The 18,761-nt window shown below is 64.8% G+C and carries 15 protein-coding genes; 8 read left to right on the top strand and 7 right to left on the bottom strand.

The genetic code is table 11. The features are described 5' to 3' along the window. Nucleotides 1–563: 563 nt before the first annotated feature. On the top strand, nucleotides 564–1,820 hold the full coding sequence (locus tag J4P02_RS16900; RefSeq protein ID WP_426192238.1) for a TIGR03862 family flavoprotein: 1,257 nt from the start codon (nucleotides 564–566) through the stop codon (nucleotides 1,818–1,820). Between the two features lie 81 nt (nucleotides 1,821–1,901). On the opposite strand, the gene J4P02_RS16895 is transcribed toward J4P02_RS16900, so the two are convergent. Next, nucleotides 1,902–3,233, bottom strand: coding sequence for a DEAD/DEAH box helicase (locus J4P02_RS16895; protein WP_426192236.1), 1,332 nt, complete (start codon nucleotides 3,231–3,233; stop codon nucleotides 1,902–1,904). A 295-nt stretch (nucleotides 3,234–3,528) separates the two neighbouring features. Here J4P02_RS16895 and J4P02_RS16890 point away from each other — a divergent pair, with 295 nt between their 5' ends. Next, nucleotides 3,529–6,543, top strand: coding sequence for a discoidin domain-containing protein (locus J4P02_RS16890; RefSeq protein ID WP_426192234.1), 3,015 nt, complete (start codon nucleotides 3,529–3,531; stop codon nucleotides 6,541–6,543). A gap of 175 nt (nucleotides 6,544–6,718) precedes the next feature. Then, nucleotides 6,719–7,780 (top strand): alpha/beta hydrolase family protein, encoded by a 1,062-nt coding sequence (locus J4P02_RS16885; RefSeq protein ID WP_426192232.1) that lies wholly within the window; start codon nucleotides 6,719–6,721, stop codon nucleotides 7,778–7,780. Here J4P02_RS16885 and yedA read toward each other — a convergent pair whose 3' ends face one another. Next, nucleotides 7,781–8,689: a drug/metabolite exporter YedA gene (yedA, locus tag J4P02_RS16880; RefSeq protein WP_426192230.1), complete on the bottom strand. Its 909-nt coding sequence runs from the start codon at nucleotides 8,687–8,689 to the stop codon at nucleotides 7,781–7,783. Nucleotides 8,690–8,849: 160 nt separating this feature from the next. Between yedA and J4P02_RS16875 the strand changes: the two genes are divergently transcribed. Continuing rightward, nucleotides 8,850–9,302, top strand: coding sequence for an Lrp/AsnC family transcriptional regulator (locus J4P02_RS16875; protein ID WP_426192228.1), 453 nt, complete (start codon nucleotides 8,850–8,852; stop codon nucleotides 9,300–9,302). Between the two features lie 6 nt (nucleotides 9,303–9,308). Here J4P02_RS16875 and J4P02_RS16870 read toward each other — a convergent pair whose 3' ends face one another. From J4P02_RS16870 to J4P02_RS16860, 3 genes are all read right to left on the bottom strand, one after another. Beyond that, nucleotides 9,309–9,920, bottom strand: coding sequence for a 3'-5' exonuclease (locus J4P02_RS16870; RefSeq protein ID WP_426192226.1), 612 nt, complete (start codon nucleotides 9,918–9,920; stop codon nucleotides 9,309–9,311). Nucleotides 9,921–9,947: 27 nt separating this feature from the next. Then, nucleotides 9,948–10,427, bottom strand: coding sequence for an NYN domain-containing protein (locus J4P02_RS16865; protein ID WP_426192224.1), 480 nt, complete (start codon nucleotides 10,425–10,427; stop codon nucleotides 9,948–9,950). A 137-nt stretch (nucleotides 10,428–10,564) separates the two neighbouring features. Then, on the bottom strand, nucleotides 10,565–11,332 hold the full coding sequence (locus J4P02_RS16860) for a DUF2076 domain-containing protein (protein ID WP_426192222.1): 768 nt from the start codon (nucleotides 11,330–11,332) through the stop codon (nucleotides 10,565–10,567). A 181-nt stretch (nucleotides 11,333–11,513) separates the two neighbouring features. Here J4P02_RS16860 and J4P02_RS16855 point away from each other — a divergent pair, with 181 nt between their 5' ends. Together J4P02_RS16855 and J4P02_RS16850 are read left to right on the top strand one after the other, a co-directional pair. Then, the gene (locus J4P02_RS16855; protein WP_426192220.1) at nucleotides 11,514–12,176 is read left to right on the top strand and encodes a YciC family protein; all 663 of its coding nucleotides are present in this window, start codon (nucleotides 11,514–11,516) and stop codon (nucleotides 12,174–12,176) included. Nucleotides 12,177–12,261: 85 nt separating this feature from the next. Then, nucleotides 12,262–13,338 (top strand): endonuclease/exonuclease/phosphatase family protein, encoded by a 1,077-nt coding sequence (locus J4P02_RS16850; RefSeq protein ID WP_426192218.1) that lies wholly within the window; start codon nucleotides 12,262–12,264, stop codon nucleotides 13,336–13,338. A gap of 15 nt (nucleotides 13,339–13,353) precedes the next feature. Here J4P02_RS16850 and hrpB read toward each other — a convergent pair whose 3' ends face one another. Further along, nucleotides 13,354–15,873: an ATP-dependent helicase HrpB gene (gene hrpB / locus J4P02_RS16845; protein WP_426192216.1), complete on the bottom strand. Its 2,520-nt coding sequence runs from the start codon at nucleotides 15,871–15,873 to the stop codon at nucleotides 13,354–13,356. A gap of 130 nt (nucleotides 15,874–16,003) precedes the next feature. Here hrpB and J4P02_RS16840 point away from each other — a divergent pair, with 130 nt between their 5' ends. Both J4P02_RS16840 and J4P02_RS16835 read left to right on the top strand, forming a co-directional pair. Continuing rightward, entirely contained in the window at nucleotides 16,004–16,423 is a 420-nt protein-coding gene (locus J4P02_RS16840; RefSeq protein WP_426192214.1) for a polyribonucleotide nucleotidyltransferase, read from the top strand. 26 nt (nucleotides 16,424–16,449) lie between these two features. Further along, nucleotides 16,450–17,346 carry a cation diffusion facilitator family transporter gene (locus tag J4P02_RS16835; protein ID WP_426192212.1) on the top strand — a complete coding sequence of 299 codons (897 nt, stop codon included), beginning with the start codon at nucleotides 16,450–16,452 and terminating at the stop codon, nucleotides 17,344–17,346. Here the strand turns inward: J4P02_RS16835 and J4P02_RS16830 are convergent. Then, on the bottom strand, nucleotides 17,340–18,422 hold the full coding sequence (locus J4P02_RS16830) for a DUF6515 family protein (RefSeq protein ID WP_426192210.1): 1,083 nt from the start codon (nucleotides 18,420–18,422) through the stop codon (nucleotides 17,340–17,342). The genes J4P02_RS16835 and J4P02_RS16830 overlap by 7 nt on opposite strands. Nucleotides 18,423–18,761 lie beyond the last annotated feature (339 nt).

The raw sequence follows: 18,761 nt of genomic DNA, 5'->3' as shown, positions 1-18,761 counted from the left end.
TCTACGGCCAAGCGATCAGTTTTTGACCAGGCCGCCTGCGCCCGCAACAAAGGCCCTCGGCATTACCCCCATTCCCTGGGGAGCCACCTGTGGATAACCTGGGCAAAACCTCCTGCACGCCAAGCCAGGCAAGGCGCCTGTCCGCCTGTCTGTTTTTTGAGCAGCTGGCGCAACGGCGACCATTGGGCTGGCGGGCTCGAAGCGCCTCTCTCTCACCCAAGGCAATTAGCCCACTAGAGGTTCCAGCGGCCAGTGTCTGTCATCAAGGTTTCACAGAGCCGTGATCGCCTTACCCCCAATCCTTGGGGAACCGCCTGTGGATAAGCTGCGTAAAACCCGCTGCAGCCCTTTCCCAACAAGGCCCACAGACAATCGTTCGTTTTTTGAACAGCCACCCCAGCCTTACCCCCAATCCCTGGGGAACCACCTGTGGATAAGCTGCGCAAAACCCGCTACAGCCCAGGTGCGGCAAGGCCTGCAGCCAAGCGATCAGTTTCTGATCAGCGCCAGCCGCTGCACCTCGGGTAGAATGCGCAACCCATTCCCCGGTCCCTCTTTTTGTCATGACTCAATCCCCTGCCCCCGTCTCCCACAGCGTTGCCATTGTTGGTGGCGGCCCCGCCGGCCTGATGGCCGCCGAAGTGCTGAGCCAGGCCGGGGTTCGGGTCGAGCTGTACGACGCCATGCCCTCGGTGGGGCGCAAGTTCCTCCTGGCCGGGGTGGGCGGCATGAACATCACCCACTCCGAGGCTTATCCGGCATTTCTCTCACGCTACGCCGAGCGCGCGCCGCAGATTGCCCCGCTGCTGCGCGAGTTCGGCGCCGAGGCGTTGTGCCAGTGGATTCACGGCCTGGGCATCCAGACCTTTGTCGGCAGCTCGGGACGGGTATTTCCCACCGACATGAAGGCCGCGCCGCTGCTGCGTGCCTGGCTCAAGCGCCTGCGCGATGCCGGGGTAGTTATCCACACCCGGCACCGCTGGCTCGGGTGGAATGCCGATGGCAGCCTGCGCCTCCAGCATCCCGAGGGAGAGCGGGCAGTGCAGGCCGATGCGCTGCTGCTGGCCCTGGGCGGCGGCAGCTGGGCCCGGCTGGGGTCCGACGGCGCCTGGCTGCCGCTGCTAGAGCAGCGCGGGGTCCGCATCGCCCCGCTGCAACCGAGCAACTGCGGTTTCGAGGTGAGTGCCTGGAGCGAGCTTTTGCGCAGCAAGTTCGCCGGAGCGCCCCTGAAGAACGTGGCCATCGGCCTTGACCACGACCAACCGCGCCTGGGCGAATGCGTGATCACCGCTAGCGGCATCGAGGGTAGCCTGATCTACGCCCTGTCGGCCCCCATCCGCGAAACCATCAACCGCCAGGGGCAAGCGACGGTGCATATCGACCTGCTGCCAAGCAAGCCCCTGGACAAGGTCCGCGCCGCCCTGGAAAAACCCCGGGGCTCACGCTCGATGGCCAAGCACCTGCACAGTCAATTGGGGCTGGAAGGGGTGAAGGCAGCGTTGCTGCGGGAACTGACCCCGGCTGCCACCTTCAATGATCCGACACTGCTGGCAATGGCGATCAAGGCCCTGCCCCTGACCCTGGTCAAACCCCGCCCACTGGACGAAGCCATCAGCAGCGCCGGCGGCGTGGCCTTCGAGGCCCTGGACCAGAGCCTGATGCTCGAGGATTTGCCGGGGGTGTTCTGCGCCGGGGAAATGCTCGACTGGGAAGCCCCCACTGGCGGTTACCTGCTGACCGCCTGCTTCGCCAGCGGACGCCGCGCGGGGCGGGGAATGTTGCAGTGGCTCACGGAGCAGCGGCAAGCGGCAAGCCTCTAGCTGCAAGACAAGCAAGTTCTCGCTTGCAGCTCGCCGTTTAAAGCTTTCTTGCCGCTTGCCGCTTAAAGCTTGCCGCTGCTCTTAGGGCTTGCGCTTGCGCGGCCCGGTATTGAACGCCGGGACCTTGCGCACCGGCTTCACGCTGGGCTCCGCGGCCACTTCACCGCTGTCCACCCAGCGCCCCAGGTTGCGCTTGGCGCCGCCACCAGCCTTGGGTTTCTTGGGCTTCTTCGGCTTCTTGATCACCTGGCCGCTGGCATCGGTATCCGGCACTCGGTGCTCGGGCTCGAAGTCGGGCTCTTCAAGGCGCTTGAGGGTCTGGCGGGTCAGGGTTTCGATGGCCGACAGCAGGTTGACCTCGTCGGCACAGACCAGCGACACCGCCTCCCCCGTGGCCCCGGCACGCCCGGTGCGACCGATGCGGTGGATGTAATCCTCGGCGACGATCGGCAGGTCGAAGTTGACCACCAGCGGCAGGTCCTCGATATCCAGGCCGCGGGCGGCCACATCGGTGGCCACCAGGATCTGGATCTCACTGGCCTTGAACCGGTCCAGGGCGCGCTGGCGCGTGGCCTGGGGCTTGTCGCCGTGGATGCCGTCGGCGTTCACCCCCTGGCCCTGGAGTTTTTCCACCAGGGCGTCCACCCCATTGCGGGTCTTGGCGAACACCAGCACCTGCTTCCAGCGGTTCTTGCGCAGCAGGTGGCTGAACAGTTCCGGCTTGCGTTTCTTGTCCACCGTCACCAGCCATTGCTTGACCGTGTTGGCGGCCACATTGCGCGGGCTGACCTCGATGCTCAGCGGGTCCTTGAGCATCTGCCCGGCCAGCAGGCGAATGGCGTCGGAGAAGGTCGCGGAGAACAGCAGGGTCTGGCGCTTTTTCGGCAGCGCGGCATACAGGCTCTTGAGCTCTTCGGCGAACCCTAAGTCGAGCATGCGGTCAGCTTCGTCCAGCACCAGGGTCTGCAACTGGCTGAACTTCACCGCGTTCTGCCGGTGCAGGTCGAGCAGCCGGCCCGGGGTGGCCACCAGCAGGTCGATGCCCTTGCGCAGCTTCATCATCTGCGGGTTGATGCTGACCCCGCCGTACACCGCGTAGGTGCGCAGCGGCAAGTGCTCGGCGTACTGACGCACGCTTTCATGCACCTGTTCCGCCAGCTCGCGGGTCGGCACCAGAATCAGCGCGCGCACCGAGTTGCTCTCGACTTTCGGCCCTTCCATGGTCAGCAATTGCAGCAGCGGCAAGGCGAAACCGGCGGTTTTGCCGGTGCCGGTCTGGGCGGCGGCCATCAGGTCGCGACCGGCCAGCACCGCCGGAATGGCCTGGGCCTGTACCGGGGTCGGGGTCTGATAGCCCAGGGTTTCAAGGGCGCGCAGCAAGGGTTCGATCAGGCCAAGAGTGGCGAATGTCATGGGGGTACCGTAGGAAAAAGTCAGCACAGGGACGCAATGGGCGGCAGTTTACCTGAATTTTCCCAGGTTGCTCCGGGCCCCGCGCCGCCAGCCATCGCCCCCATGCCCGTGGAAAAACACCCCCGCACGCCCCTAGGACGGGTACGAAATGCCCCCCGTTCGATATACGGCGACCCTGGCCCTGCCTATGATCCCCGGCGCCGGCACAACTCCTTATCCACACCCTCAGCGCGGACACTTTTGCGGTCCTGTTCGCCAGGTTTTGCGCCGCGCCGAGACTTTGCCAGGAATGGTTATGTCGAGCTTCAGATTGAACGCCCTGTCCCATGCCACCCGCCTTTGGATGGCCAGCCTGGGCACCGCCGTACTCCTGCCCATGGGGGGCATGGCCCTGGCCAACGAGGCGCCGCTGCCGGTACCGCACGAGCAGGATCAAACCCTGATCAAGGGCCACTTCATCAATGTTCAGGCACTGCAGGCCAACCCGATGCAGCGCAGCGCCAGCGAAGCCGGGACCGACCAACTGCTACAGGAAACCGGCATGCGCATTCGCCAGCTGATCCCGCGGCCGGAGGATAGCTTCAAGGACTTGCGGGTTCTGACCGGGCAATTGGAAGGCCGGGCCCGCAGCCTGGCCCCGCCGGGTGAAATCTTCCTCGCAGCGCGCCCCGACGGCAGCTTTCTCGCCCTGTTGCCCGATGCCAAGGCGATGATTCGTGGCCAGGCCAATGGCGAGCAGGCGCTGATTCGCCTGGACGACAAGCCGTCCTTCGCACCGAGCAGCATCGACTATGTGCAAGGTGACGCCAGCGAGCAGCCGGGCCAGCAAGAGACCCGCAGCGGCCAACGCAGCTTCCAGAGCAGCCGCAATGCCCAGGGTGAAACCGTGATCGACCTGCTGGCCGGTTTCTCGCAGAAGTCCGCCGACTGGGCGGGTGACCACGAGGCCTATGCCCTGGCCCAGGTGGCCGCAGTCAACCGCGCGCTCAAGCAATCCCGGGTTCAGGGTGTGCGCATCCGCCTGGTCGGTACCCAGGTGCTGGCCAAGGACTACCCGATTGTCGGACCCAGCTTGGGCTACATGAGCGACGCTTACGCCGAAGGAATGCGCAAATACAGCCCGGACGTAGTGGCAGGTTTCTTTATCGGCGACCCCAAGGTGGATACCGGTGTCGGCTGGGCTTACGCTCCTGGGCGCTACACCGTCAACCGCATCCAATCGTCGACCGTTTTCCGTCATGAACTGGGCCACAACATAGGCGGCGGTCACTGCTACGATGGCAACGGTTACCGCTTCGGCTACAACAATGGCCGGGTCGGTACCATCCTCTGCGGCAACGATGTGGCCTACTTCTCCAACCCGGATCTCAAGGACAACCTGGGCGCTCCACTGGGCGATGCCAGGACCGCAAACATGGCTCGGATGTGGCGCGAAAACGCCCCGCGGATGTCGGCCTACAGCCCCAGCGTGGTTCCCCTCGAAGGCGAGCAGGCTAGCTCGATCCTCGAACAGAGGGTCACCCTGTCCAAGAACCAGACTCAGTACTACCCATTGGATGTGCCCGAAGGCACCCAACGCCTGGTCTTTACCGTGGTGGACGGCGAACGGACCGAAGATAACGGCGAGGTCCAGTTGCTGCTCAAGCGCGGTAGCCAGCCCACCAGTTCCAGCTACGACTACCGCTCGGTACGTCACTACAACGTGTCCCTGGGGGTCGATAACCCGCAGCCCGGCCGCTGGTACATGGCCATAGGAACCAACCACAACCCCACCCAGGACCTGGTACTGGAAGGCCACGCCTACGGCCGGACCCAGGACAGCGCACAGGGCCGCTACCTGAAGCTGGTGGCCACCTCCTCTGTGGATGGCAAGGACAACGCCAGCATCGCCGAACTGCTGCTGGCCGACGCCAAGGGCCAGGAGCTGCCGCGCAACAGCTGGAAGGTCATCTCCAGCAGCAGCGCCATGGCCGAAGGCACCCGTGCCCTCGACGGCAACCCGGCCTCCTACTGGAGCTCGGCCCCCGGTGCCCGTTATCCCCATGAACTGGTCATCGACCTGGGGGCCAACAGCCGCTTCTCGCAGTTGCACTACCTGCCCCGCCAGGACGCCGGTCAGAGTGGCAATATCAAGGGCTACCAGGTGTACGGCAGCGACAGCCCAAGCGGCGCCTGGACCCTGCTCGCCGATGGCCAGTTCAGCGCCGACAACCAACTCAAGGCCACCGCCCTCAAGCCAGTGGAAGCCACCAAGCCGCCCGTGGTGCAAATCAGCGGCAAGACCCAGGCCGAAGCCGGTGAGCAGATCGTGCTGGACGCGTCCGCCTCCAGCGACCCTCAGGGCCATGCCTTGAGCTACAGCTGGGAAGCTTCGCCCAAGCTGGACTTCCACTTCGACGGCGCGCGCATCAGCTTCACGGCCCCCAAGTTGCGGGAAGACACCCTCTACCGCTTCACCCTGACCCTGAGCAACGGCAAACAGACAGTGACCCGTGAGCATCAGGTCAAGGTCCAGGCGGAAACTACGCCGGCGGTCAAACCGCCCGTCATCGACCTTAAAGGGGTCAGCGAGACACTCAGTGGCAAACCCATACTCCTCGACGCCTCGAAGTCCAGCGACCCTGGCAACCTGCCGTTGACTTACCAGTGGAGCGTAACCCCTTCCTCCACGAACTTAGTGGCAAAACCCTTGGGACATACCCTGTCACTGGTACCGGGCATGCATGAACAGGATCAGGACTATCGCGTCACCCTGACCCTGAGCAACGGTCACCACAGCGTGACCCGGGAGCACCTGCTCAAGGTCAAGGGCTACAAGCCGACCGAAGAACAACCGCCGGTGACGCTGCCACCGATCGCCCAGATCAGCGGCGCCACTCGGGCCAAGGCCGGCACCTCGGTCACTCTGGATGCTTCAGCCTCCAGCGATCCAGCCAGCCTGCCGCTGAGCTACCAATGGAGCGTGACGCCCCAGGTCGCCTTCCAGGCCTCGGGAGCGAAACTGACCTTCGTCGCCCCTAAAAACGAGAAACAAGTCAGCTACCGCTTCACCCTCACCCTGAACAATGGCAAACACAGCGTCAGCCGTGAGCACAGCGTGACGGTCGCGGCCGAACAAGTACAAACCCCGGCCGGCTGCCAGGGCCCCTGGAGCCCGCAAGGTACTTACTGGGCCAACGACAAGGTCAGCCACCTGGGTCGCTTCTACATCGCCCGCTGGTGGACCCGTAACAATGAGCCGGGTAATCCGAGCACCACCGGCCCGGACTACTCCGGCAAGGTCTGGCGCGACGCCGGTGCCTGCAACTGAGGCAAGAGGCTGAGCGCTAGCAACAGAATCCGCTCACACCTTGCCGTTCAGTTCAGGTAAAAGGTTTGGCGGCGATTGTCCCTCAATCGTCGCCAAATCACTGCCGTCGATCGCTGCACACCCCTCACTGGGCGCGCACCGGCAGCACACCGATGCTTTGCCTATGGAGTTTTCAATGCGCAAGATTGCCCTGTCCGCATGGATGCTAGCGGGCCTTTCAGTCTCCCTGTGCCTGCCCCAGGCCCATGCCACCGACCTCGTCGGCTTTCGTGAAACCACAGTGGCGGACGCCAGCAATCAGCGCCCCCTGCATGTCGCCCTCTGGTACCCCACCAACGCCACCGCGCCACTGCAGACCTGGGCCGAGAACCCGGTTTTCCAGGGGGTGCAAGCCGTCAAGGATGCAGCCCCGAGCCAAACCGCACATCCCTTGGTGGTTCTGTCCCATGGCTATCGCGGCAACTGGCGCAACCTCAGCTGGCTGGCACCGGCCTTGGTCGCCCAGGGCTATATAGTCGCGGCCCCCGACCATCCGGGCACCACCTCCTTCGACCAGCGCCCGGCAGAAGCGGCCAAGCTCTGGGAGCGTCCCAAGGATTTGCGCCGGGTCATCGACACGCTGCTCAAGGACAGTACCCTGGCCGGTAGCGTCGACCCGCAACGTATCGCCGCCATCGGCCACTCCCTCGGCGGCTGGACAGTCACCGCACTGGCCGGTGCCCGCTACAGCCCGCAGCTGTTTCTCGAGGAATGCCAGAAGCACCCCAACCCGCGCTTGTGCGGCCTGGGTCCAGAACTGGGCATTACCCAGGACAACCAAGGCCCCCTGGGAGCGGACCTGGGCGACCCGCGAGTCAAGGCGGTGGTGTTGCTGGACCTGGGGATGGCCCGTGGCTTTGTCCCCGAGAGCCTGTCGGCCGTGAAAACCCCGGCCCTGGTCCTGGCGGCCGGGGTAGACAACGCCGATATGCCGGTGGAGCTGGAGTCGGGTTATATCAGTGCCAACCTGGCGCCCGCCCGCTCAAGCTTCAAGGTGCTGGCCGAGGCCACCCACTTCAGCTTCATGCAGCTGTGCAAGCCAGGCGCCGTGGCGCTGCTGAAGAAGGAAGAGCCCGGAGACGAGATTATCTGCGGGGATGGCGCCGCCGGTGATCGCCAGCAGCTTCACCAGCAGATGGCTGAGCTGATCGGTGGTTTTCTCGATCAGCGCCTGGCAGGCCAGCCACCTGAAAGCTGATCAGGCCACTTCCTGCCGAGGGGCGGCTTTGGGCTTGCGCCACTGGGGCAAGCCGATCAGCACCACGGCGCTGATGATCACCAGCATTGCCAGGGCCTCCTCGATACCGATGGTCTCGCCGACAAACACGATGCCCAGCAGCACCGCCACCGCCGGATTGACATAGGCATAGCTGGTGGCCGCTGCCGGGCGCACGTGCTTGAGCAGGTACATGTAGGCGTTGAAGGCGATGATCGAACCAAAACCCGCCAGGTAGGCCAGGGCCAGCCAGCCTTCCAGAGGCGGCATGGCCTCCAGGTGTTCACCGCTCAAGACGCTGCCCAGCATCAGCACCACACCGCCCACCAACATCTCTGCGGCACTGGCCATGGCGCCCTGGGGCAGGGGCAGATGCTTGCTCCAGACTGAGCCGAATGCCCAGGCCGCGGCGGCGAACAACAGCAAGGCGGCGCCCGTCGGGCTCGACTGCAGGTTGGAGCCCAGGTTGAGCATGCCGATACCGATCATCCCCAGCACGATACCGGCCCACTCCAGGCGAGTGTTGCGCGCGCCCCAGAAATAGCCGCAGAGCAAGGTGAACAGAGGCACCGTGGCCACCGCCAGCGCCGCCACCCCGGAGGTCACCCCGGAGTGCTCGGCCAGGGTCACCGCGCCGTTGCCACAGCTCAGCAACAACACGCCGATGGCACCCGCGGCCTTCCATTGCGCCCAGGTGGGCGCCGGTACCCCGCGCCAGCGCAGGAAGGCGTACATCAGGCTCCCGGCGATAATGAAACGCACCCCGCCAAGCATCAGCGGCGGCCAGTACTCGACGCCGATGCGGATCACCAGGTAGGTCGAACCCCAGATCACGTACAGGGCGAAAAAGGCAGCGATCAACGGCAAGGGAAAACGACTTTGGCCAGGCATGGGAGGCAGCTCGGAAGCAGGCAGGGGGACGACCATTCTAAAAAGCCGACCAACGGAACTTAAGCTACAAAACCTGTTTATATGGGCAGTACACTTTCCAAAACATGGAGTTCAGGGCTATATACCGTGTTTTCGAAAGACATGCCTTGGGAAGCCGTCCATGGACAAATATGACCGCATGCTCCTGGCCAGCCTGCTGGAAAATGGTCGGGCGAGTTACGCCGAGCTAGCGCGCAAGGTCAACCTCTCGGCACCGGCGGTGGCCGAGCGCGTGGCCAAGCTGGAGGCCAGCGGAGTGATCAGCGGCTACCAGGCCAAAGTCGACCTGAGCAAGATCGGGCTGCCGATCCAGTGCGTGATCGAATTGCGCCTGACGCAACAGGGCAGCCAGAAGCACTACGACGAACTGATCAAGATCCCCCAGCTCACCGAATGCCACCGGGTCACCGGGGACGCCTGCGTGGTCATGCAGGCGGCGGTAGGTTCAATGCCGGAACTGGAAGCGCTGATCAACCGCGTGGCCCGCTACGGTTCGAGCAAGACCTCCATCGTGCTTTCCAGCGCCCTGGAGCGACGGGTGCCCCTGGAGCAATTGGAAAGCAACGCTAAATAGCGGGCTTCAGCCTGCGCGTTGGCGCTTGAGGTGTTCGGCAATCTTCGCCGCAGGGACTTTCTGCAATTTGCACAAAAAGTCATGGGACAACTCGCGCACGCCATGCCGGTGGCGCAGGTCATCAGCCAGGTGGGCCAGCAGGTTGGCGGCCATTTCCGCATCGGCCATGGCCCGGTGCGCCTGGCCGGTGTGGGGCAGGCCGGCGAACGCGGTCAGGGTGCCCAGCTTGTGGTTCGGCGCTGCCGGCATCAAGCGCCTGGCCAGCAACAGGGAGCAAGCGAAATTCTGCAGGCGGGTACGCTTGATCCGACCCAGTTCGAAATCCCAGAATTTCTGGTCGAAAGCCGCGTTGTGCGCCAGCAAGGGCGTGGTGCCGACGAAGTCGTTGACCTCGTTCATCACCTGCTCGGCCGACGGCGCGCTGCGCAGCATGGCGTTACTGATGCCGGTGAGCTGTTCGATAAAGGCCGGTACCCGCACCCCGGCGTTCATCAGGCTCTGGTAACGCTCGACGATGCGCCCCCGCTCAAGGATCACCACGGCGATTTCCGTGGCCCGGCAACTGCTGCTCGGGGTAATCCCGGTGGTTTCAAAGTCGATGACGGCAATGCGTTCCAAACCTGTCCTGCTCCGTATGAAAATTGATCAGTTTTTAAGCAGCAAGGCGCCTTCGATCGGCACATAGCGGGTGGCCGCGCGAATCAGCGAATTGGCGGTCAGCCCCGGCACGCCGTAGGCCACGGCGGTGACCCCATGCTTGTGGATGATGCGTTCGAGCAGCAGGTCGAAATCACCGTCACCGGAAGCCAGCACCACTTCGTCGACATGATCGGCGGCGTCCATGATGTCGAGGGTGATGCCCACGTCCCAGTCGCCCTTGGCCGAACCGTCGCTGCGCTGGATATAGGGCTTGAGCTTCACCGTGAAGCCCAGGTTGCGCAGGATCTGCTGGAACTGCTGCTGCTTGCTGTCGCCGCGATCGATGGCATAGGCATAGGCCTCGACTATCTGCCCCTGCCGGCTGATATCCGCCCACAGCGCCGCGTAGTTGAAGTGACAACCATAAGCCTGGCGGACCGTGTAGTAGAGGTTCTGGACATCGGCGAACACAGCGATTTTCTTCACCGCTAATCCTCATGGCGCAGCAACGCGGGGGCTGGATCGGACCTTGGGTCCGGAAAAGTCGCCCAGTATGCCAGCCACAAGGATTGTTCCGCGAATTATCGGCCCGGGATGGCTGTGCATCCCGGACCGACGGCAGGTCAGACGTAGGAGTCGTCGTCGGAAAACAACGAACTGTCGTCGTTGTCGTAGTCGGTGTTGCTGAAGCCGCCCTGGTCGTTACTGCCCCAGGAATCGTTGTTGGCAAAGCGCTGCTCGTCATTGCCCCAGCCGCTGTTGTCGCTGGCCGGTGCCGGCTCTTCCTTGATGACTTCGACCACTTCCTGGGGTTGCTGATTGTTGTGGAACAGGCTGCTGATGCCCTGTGCCAGCATCACCCCGCCGGCCACTCCGGCGGCGGTTTTCAGGGCACCACCCAGGAAGCTGCTGCCGGCCGCGGCCGGTGCCTGCTGGGGTGCGTAGTTCTGCTGCGGGGCGCCAAAGTTCTGCTGCGGCGCAGCGCCGAAGGAAGAACGCGCCGGTTCGCGCCAGCCACCGCCGCTGGACGGGGCCGCTGCGGGAGCGGGGGCCGCAGCCGGTTGCGCTTCGCGGGAACCACCGAAGATGCTCGAGAGAAAACCGCCACTCGAGGACGGCGCCGGGGGCGCGCTCTGGGACCTGGCCTGTTGCAGTTCGGCCTGCAGTTGCTGGACCTGCTGGGTCAGTTGCTGGTTCTGTTCGTTGAGGCTCTTGAGGGCAGCCTCCTGCACCAGGATCGCCTGGGTCATGAAATACCCGGCCGCAGGCTGGCGGGTCAGATGCTCCTTGATCCGCGCCTCGGCCTGGGCATCACGCGGGGCTGGATCCGTTTCGGCCTGTTGCAAGCGGGAAAACAGTCCATCGATCAGGGTTTGCTCTTGGTTGTTCATGGCGACCTCTTTAGATTGCCGGTAGAAATCTGGTCCGTGGCCCGATACGGGGCTGCGGTACGCACCAGTTATGGGGCTGGCGTGGCGACTTTCAATGGTCTTTACCCAAGGTTTACGTTTGCTCCGAAAGGACCGGCATCGGTTACAGTGTGCAACCGCTTGATGACCTGCGATCCCATCAATGAATCCGTTAGATGTTCTCCGCGACTCCCTGTACTTCTTCCAGCGCAATCTCGGCCGGATCGCCCAGCTGTGCCTGCCCCTGGTGATTCTCGAAGCGCTGCTGCAACAAGGCGTGCGCAGTGCCCTGGGGGCCAACATCTTCCCCGGCTACAGCGTGATCATCGGCCTGCTGGTGTATCCGTTGTACACCGGCGCGCTGATCCTGTTCCTCGATGCCCGCACCCGCGGAGAAACGCCACATACCCGCGACTTGCTGGCCATGGCCCTGAACCTGTGGCCGCGCTTCGCCCTGCTGACGGCAATCAGTACCTTGCTGATCCTGTGCGGGCTGAGGCTGTATTTCCTTCCAGGGCTGTGGCTGATGGTGATGCTGGCCTTCGCCGAGTACCTGCTGGTGCTCAGGGGCATGGCGCCACTGGCGGCGATCACCGAAAGCTTTCGCCTGACCCGTGGGCATTTCCTGCGCATCCTGCTGTGCATCCTGGCGGTGATGACGCCGCTCTGGTTGCTCAAGGGCGCCAGCGAGGCGGTCTATCCCGAACCGGTCAACCCGCTGCTGTCCCTGGCCATCGACAGCGCCTACAGCTTCCTGCAACTGTTCACCAGCGTGGTGCTGTTCCGCCTGTTCATGCTCATCAGCGAACTGCCGGACAAGCGCTGATCCCGCCGCGGCCGCTCTACCCCTTGGGTCACGGCCGCACACTCGGTTATGCTCCGGCCATCCTGCAACGCCATAAGCCGAGCCGATGACCCGTCTACTGCGCATCACCCTGTTGAGCCTGCTATTGACCGGCCTGGTGCTGGCCAGCCTGATCTACAGCCTGACCTGGCGCCCGGAGGCCAAGGAAACCCTGGCCGTCAGTTGCACTGCCCAGGCCGCGCCGCTGGTACCGGGCCAGGCGCTCAAGGTGATGACCTGGAACCTGCAATACCTGGCCGGCAAGCGCTATGTGTTCTGGAACGACCAGGCCCGGGGCGAAGATCAAAGCCCTACCCTGGAGGACATGGCCTTCAGCCTTGACGAAGTGGCCCGGGTAATCCGCGATGAGCAACCAGACCTGGTGCTGTTGCAGGAAGTGGACAAGGGCGCCAAGGCCAGCGCCTACCAGGACCAGCTCAAGCTGCTGCAGGAGCGCCTCGCCGATCTCTACCCCTGCAGCACCCAGGCCTACGACTGGAAGGCCGATTTCGTACCTTCGCCGCAGATATTCGGCAGTGTCGGCCGGCAATTGGCGACCCTGAGCCGCTACCGCATCGACCATGCCGAACGCCTGCAACTGCCGCTGGCTCCCAGCAACTTCATCAGCCGCCAGTTCCAGCCCAGGGACGCCCTGCTGCTGAGCTACCTGAGCCTAAGCGACGGCGGTCAATTGGCGGTGCTGAACACCCACCTGGAACGCGCACGACATGCCGATGACACCCAGCCCCGGCAGTTGGCGGCCATCGCCAAGGTGCTGGACAAGCTGGAGGGCCGGGGCACGCCCTGGCTGATCGGTGGGGATTTCAACCTGCTGCCCCTGGGCCAATACCAACGCCTCGACGAGCAGCAGCGTGCGCCCTACAACGCCGACAGCCCCTTGCACCTGCTCTGGGACAAGTACCCGATGATCCCCAGCAACACCCAGGCCAGCGGTGTCGACCGTGCCCGCTGGCTGACCCACTACCCCAACGACCCGCGCCTGGACGGCCCGGATCGCACAGTGGACTTCCTGTTCTACAGCCCGCGCTTGAAACGGGTTGAATCGCGGGTGCGCCAGGACGACACCCTGCGCATTTCCGACCATCTGCCGGTGCTGGCGCGCTTCCTGCTGCCGGCCCTGTAGTCCCGCAGCCGGTGCCTACTTGCGCGGTTTGGCCCGCGCGGTGGCCTCGGCGATCAGCGGATCATCGGGCCAGTAATGCTTGGGATAACGCCCCTTGAGGTCCTTCTTCACTTCGGCGTAGGTGCTGCGCCAGAAGTTCGCCAGGTCCTGGGTGACTTGCACCGGCCGTCGCGCCGGGGACAGCAGGTGCAGCTTGACCACCTGGCGGCCGCCGGCGATGCGCGGGGTGTCTGCAAGGCCGAACAGCTCTTGCAGGCGTACCGCGAGAATCGGCGGCTGCTCGCTGTAGTCCAGGCGAATCGACGAGCCCGAGGGCACCTTCAGGTGATGCGGGGCCAGTTCATCCAGGCGTTGCGGCAGAGGCCAGGGCAGCAGGTTGTGGATGATCCCGGCCAGCTCCAGGTTGGCAAAGTGACTGAGCCGCGACACCTTGCCCAGGTAAGGCTGCAACCACTGCTCCAGGCCCGCGAGCAAGGCGGTATCGCTGACATCCGGCCACTGGCTTTCACCCTTGTCCGCCCACTCCAGCTGACGCAACAGCGCCACCCTGGCCTGCCATTGGCGCAGCTCCGGGGTCCAGGGCAGCAGTTCCAGGCCCTTGCGCCGCACCAGGTTGACCAGGGCCTGGCTGCGCGCCGATTCATCCAGGCCGGTCAGGGGTTCGCGAGCCAGCACCAGTTCGCCGACCTTGCGCTGGCGCTCGGCACGCAACACGCCTTCGCGCTCGTCCCAGTCCAGTTGGTCGACCTGGCGCATCTGCTCGGCCAGCACGTTGTCGAACAGTGCCGGGTCAAGGTCCGCTGCCAGATAGATGCGTTCTTCACGCTGGCCTTGGCGGCTGCCCAGGTCGGCGATCACCAGCCAGGGCTGCTTCATCAGATTGTCGGCTTCGCCAAACTGCGCCGCCCGGCCGTTGGCCAGACGATACTCGGCGCCGCCGGGACGGCGCTGTTGGGCCACTCGATCGGGATAGGCCAGGGCCAGCAAGGCTCCGAGCCAGCGCGGATGCTCGGGATCGGCCACGGCACTCTCGGCGGGCCCGCGCAGGTAACCCCGGTACTGGCGCGCCAGCTGCCGCGCCCGCTGCACGCCACCCTGGGCACCGCGGGCCGCACGTTCCTCGCCCGAAAGCAGCAACAGACGGCTGTGCAGATCGGCGCCGGCACCGCGCAGGATATCTCGCTCCCCCAGCAGCGCCGCCACATCGCAGGCCATGGACGCCAGCCCCAGGGACTGACCGCGCAACAGCAAATGGGCGATACGCGGGTGGGCCGGCAGCTCGGCCATGGCCTGGCCGTGCTGGCTCAGGCTGCCGTCATCCTTGATTGCTCCCAGGCGCAGCAGCAGGTCCTGGGCCTGGGCATAGGCGGCGCTGGGCGGTGCATCCAGCCAGGCCAGCTGGTTCGGCGTCACGCCCCAGCGCGCCAGTTGCAGGGCCAGGCCGGCCAGGTCCGCCTGGAGGATTTCCGCACTGGCATAGGCCGCCAGTTGCTCTTGCTGGTCTGCCGACCACAGGCGGTAACAGACCCCGGGCTCCAGGCGCCCGGCACGGCCTGCACGCTGGGTGGCGCTGGCGCGGGAAATGCGCTGGGTGTCGAGGCGGGTCATGCCGCTGCCCGGGTCGAAGCGCGGTACCCGGGCCAGCCCGGCGTCCACCACCACCCGCACGCCATTGATGGTCAGGCTGGTTTCAGCAATGTTGGTGGCAAGCACCACCTTGCGCTGGCCCGCCGGTGCCGGGTCGATGGCGGCGCGCTGGGCGGCCAGGTCCAGCTCGCCGTGCAGCGGGCAGAGCAGGACCTCGCTGCGCTCGCCCAAGGCTTCGGCCAATTGCTGATGCACCCGGCGGATCTCCGCCTGGCCGGGCAGGAACACCAACAGGCTGCCGCTTTCATCGTTGAGGGCTTCGAGCACAGTCTGCACCACCCGCGGCTCGATGAACTCACCGGGCTGGAACGGCCGCCCCCAACGCTGGGTCACCGGGAACATGCGCCCTTCGCTGCGCAGGATCGGCGCATCGCCGAGCAAGGTCGACAGGCGCTCGCCCTCCAGGGTCGCCGACATCAGCAGGATCTTCAGCGGCTGCTCCTCGCGGAACAGCTCGCGACCGTTGAGGCTCAGGGCCAGGGCCAGGTCGGCGTCCAGGCTGCGCTCGTGGAACTCATCGAAGATCAGCAGGCCGACGCCTTCCAGGGCCGGGTCGTCCTGCAGGCGCCGGGTGAGAATGCCCTCGGTGACCACCTCGATGCGGGTGCGCGGGCCGACCTTGCTGTCCAGGCGGATGCGGTAGCCCACGGTTTCCCCGACCTTTTCCCCCAGCTCGCTGGCCAGGCGCTCGGCCGCGGCCCGGGCCGCCAGGCGTCGTGGCTCAAGCATGAGGATGGTTTGCCCGGCCAGCCAGTCCTGGTCCAGCAACGCCAGGGGCACCCGGGTGGTCTTGCCGGCACCGGGCGGAGCCTCGAGCACCGCTTCATGGCGGCTGGCCAGGGCGGCACGCAGTGCAGGCAAAACTTCATCAATTGGCAAAGAATTCATGCTGGCTCCAAAACAGAGGCGCGAGTATAACGGCGAACTGCCTGGGGTTAATCATGGTCTGAGTGCTGATCGACAAGACTCAACACCCCGCTCCATCCCTCGTTGCTTTCGTGCTTGCCAGGAGATATCCATGCGTATTCCCCACCGTGTCATCGGCGCCGTTCTGATCACCACCCTGCTGACCCAGCTCACCGCCTGCGGCTCGATCTTCTTCCCCGACCGCCGTGGCCAGATCGACGGCAAGATCGATCCAGTGGTGGCGGTGCTGGATGCCGTGGGCCTGCTGTTCTATGTGATCCCCGGGCTGATCGCCTTTGGCGTCGACTTCGCCACCGGGGCCATCTACCTGGAGCCGGGCAAGACCGCGCAGATCGCCCCGGAAAAACTCCAGCAAGCCATAGGCGCCGACGGTAAAGTCGACAATCGCAAGCTGCAGGCGATTCTTGAAAGCGAGCTGGGAGGACACTTCCCCCTGGATGACCCGCGCCTGATCCAGCACAAAGGCAGCGTGCAACAGCTGGCCCTGTATGGCCTGCAGCCCGCCGCCTGATCCATCAACCAAGGAACCCGCCACCGATGATCGCAAGCCCGGAACACGCCCGCCTGCTACGCCTGGCCACCCGCGCCTCAGTCACGGTGGCGAGCATCCTGATCGTGACCAAGGCCATTGCCTGGTGGCTCAGCGGCTCGGTGAGCATGCTGGCGGGGCTCACCGACTCGGTACTGGACGGCTTCACCTCGCTGCTCAACCTGCTGGCGGTGCATTACGCCTTGCGCCCGGCGGATGACGATCACCGTTATGGGCACGGCAAGGCCGAGTCCCTGGCGGGCATGGCCCAGGCCCTGTTCATCGCCGGCAGTGCGGTGCTGATTGCCTTTCAGGCTGCCCAGCGCCTGCAACACCCCGAACCGGTGGGCGCGCCCTGGCTGAGCATCGGGGTGATTGTGCTGTCACTGGTATTGACCATGGCGCTGCTGATCCTGCAGCACCGGGTGATCCGCGCCACCGGTTCCAATGCCGTACGAGCCGACTCGCTGCATTACCGTTCCGACCTGCTGCTCAACGGCAGCATCCTCCTGGCCCTGGCCCTGGCGGCGTTTGGCTGGCAACAGGTGGACGCCTGGTTCGGCCTGGGGATCGCCGTCTACATCCTCTGGAGCGCGATCCAGATCGCCCGGGAAAGCTTCGCTGTGCTGATGGACGAAGAACTGCCCGTCGAGGTCAGCCAGCACATGCTGGAACTGGCCTGCAGCGTACCGGGGGTACTGGGCGCCCATGACTTGCGTACGCGGATCTCCGGCAGTCACTGGTTTGTCCAGTTGCACCTGGAACTGCCCGGTGACCTCAGCCTGCTGGTGGCCCATGGCCTCAGCGACCAGGCCGCCGAGGCCATCCAGAAGACTTACCCGCAAGCCGAAGTGCTGGTGCACGCCGACCCGCAGGAAGTGGTCAAGGCGGCCAGGGCTCAGTAAGTCACCTGATAGCCTCGCGAACTCAGGCAGTTGCCCTGGGCCTGACGATAGGCCTGGACCACTTCAGGGGCCGGTTGGTAGGTGGCGCTGGCCGGATCGAAACCACTCTGCTGCACCGCCCAGCGGTAGCAGTCGTAGCGGTCCTGGTCGACCTGTTGCGGCGACTGGCCATTGATTGGGTAGGCCAGCACGTCATAACCATTGCCTTGCGGCTGCTGATCCGGCTCCGGCACCCCTGCCGGCGGCTCGACCACCACATATTGCTGGGTGTCGGCTTCATAGCTGTAGTAGGCCCCGGCGGCGAGGAAGAGCAGCGCGCTGCCGATCCAGACTTCCCGCGCATAGTCGGGCAAATAGCCCACTCGGATGCCATAAGGCGGGCGCACTACGACATAACGTGGCCCCTGGGGGCGATACCAGTAGCCACCGGAGAAGAAATAGTCCTGCCCACGGTAGGGCACCCGATAGTTGCGTTCGGGGAAACGGTCGATCACATAGCCCGGACGGTGCTGCGGCCCGGGGCCCCAGCCATTGCCATGGCCATCTGGACGCCCTGGCCAACGCTGATCGTTGGGACGGCCGTAGTCAGGACGCGGCCCACCGCCCTGCCAGTGCTGGTTGTAGTCGTTGCGCCGGGGGATGTCCTGGTAGTAGCCGCGCTGCGGTTCCTGAGTCTGGCGCACAGTGTCGGGCCGGCTCTGGATCGGCAGATTCGGCGCCGCTTGAGGTTGTGGCTGCGGCGCCGGGCGGCCCTGTTGATTGGGATCATGCGGTGGACGGTTCTGCCACTGCCCGCCCGGGTTCTGGCCGTTGTGCTCGAACTGCCGGCTGTTGTCGCCGCGGATGATTTCATTCTGCGGGCGCTGCTGCGGAGCAGGTTGCCCACGCTCGGGAAGGTTCTCCGGGCGCCCCTGGTTGTTCTCTCCCCGCCCTTCGTGGCCATGCTCGCGCTGCCCTTGCGAAGGGCCTCCCGACTGCGGCGGACGTCTTTCATCTCGCTCATCGGCGAGCACTTGCGCGCTGACGCTCACGCACAACACACCAACACCTGCCATACGCCAGATGCGCGACTTCATGCTATTCCTCATTGCGAATTGGGGCCTGTAGATAAGACTGAGAAAGCCTGGGGCGGTTCTGCTAGAGATTATCAGTCACGAAACTTATTTCGCAGACAATAAAAAAGGGCGGCCCGTCGGCCGCCCTTTGAGATTTTGTCCGTGCTCGGCGCTTTTGACGCCGGCTCACCTCACTCCGTCTTCTGGACAGGGTGTAGCCCGGGGGCCGGCTCAACCCTGTGGGATTGGCGGCCGCGGCAGGCCTGATTCGGCGGGCCGCAGTGGACTCTATGTCCGGGCAGTGATTCTGGTGATAAGAATAGGCCTGGGCCTGCGACAAAGGATTGCGAAGATTGCTTG

The sequence above is a fragment of the Pseudomonas sp. NFXW11 genome (assembly GCF_049887815.1).
Lineage (GTDB): Bacteria > Pseudomonadota > Gammaproteobacteria > Pseudomonadales > Pseudomonadaceae > Aquipseudomonas.
The sequence above is the reverse complement of the archived record's forward strand: the minus strand, read 5'-3'. Positions and strand labels throughout refer to the sequence as shown.

What these genes read in the sequence shown, in the direction of transcription:
- J4P02_RS16900 (WP_426192238.1), top strand. Translation starts at nt 564, where the DNA reads ATGACTCAATCCCCTGCCCCCGTCTCCCACAGCGTTGCCATTGTTGGT.
- J4P02_RS16895 (WP_426192236.1), bottom strand. Translation starts at nt 3,233, where the DNA reads ATGACATTCGCCACTCTTGGCCTGATCGAACCCTTGCTGCGCGCCCTT.
- J4P02_RS16890 (WP_426192234.1), top strand. Translation starts at nt 3,529, where the DNA reads ATGTCGAGCTTCAGATTGAACGCCCTGTCCCATGCCACCCGCCTTTGG.
- J4P02_RS16885 (WP_426192232.1), top strand. Translation starts at nt 6,719, where the DNA reads ATGCGCAAGATTGCCCTGTCCGCATGGATGCTAGCGGGCCTTTCAGTC.
- yedA (WP_426192230.1), bottom strand. Translation starts at nt 8,689, where the DNA reads ATGCCTGGCCAAAGTCGTTTTCCCTTGCCGTTGATCGCTGCCTTTTTC.
- J4P02_RS16875 (WP_426192228.1), top strand. Translation starts at nt 8,850, where the DNA reads ATGGACAAATATGACCGCATGCTCCTGGCCAGCCTGCTGGAAAATGGT.
- J4P02_RS16860 (WP_426192222.1), bottom strand. Translation starts at nt 11,332, where the DNA reads ATGAACAACCAAGAGCAAACCCTGATCGATGGACTGTTTTCCCGCTTG.
- J4P02_RS16855 (WP_426192220.1), top strand. Translation starts at nt 11,514, where the DNA reads ATGAATCCGTTAGATGTTCTCCGCGACTCCCTGTACTTCTTCCAGCGC.
- J4P02_RS16850 (WP_426192218.1), top strand. Translation starts at nt 12,262, where the DNA reads ATGACCCGTCTACTGCGCATCACCCTGTTGAGCCTGCTATTGACCGGC.
- hrpB (WP_426192216.1), bottom strand. Translation starts at nt 15,873, where the DNA reads ATGAATTCTTTGCCAATTGATGAAGTTTTGCCTGCACTGCGTGCCGCC.
- J4P02_RS16840 (WP_426192214.1), top strand. Translation starts at nt 16,004, where the DNA reads ATGCGTATTCCCCACCGTGTCATCGGCGCCGTTCTGATCACCACCCTG.
- J4P02_RS16835 (WP_426192212.1), top strand. Translation starts at nt 16,450, where the DNA reads ATGATCGCAAGCCCGGAACACGCCCGCCTGCTACGCCTGGCCACCCGC.
- J4P02_RS16830 (WP_426192210.1), bottom strand. Translation starts at nt 18,422, where the DNA reads ATGAAGTCGCGCATCTGGCGTATGGCAGGTGTTGGTGTGTTGTGCGTG.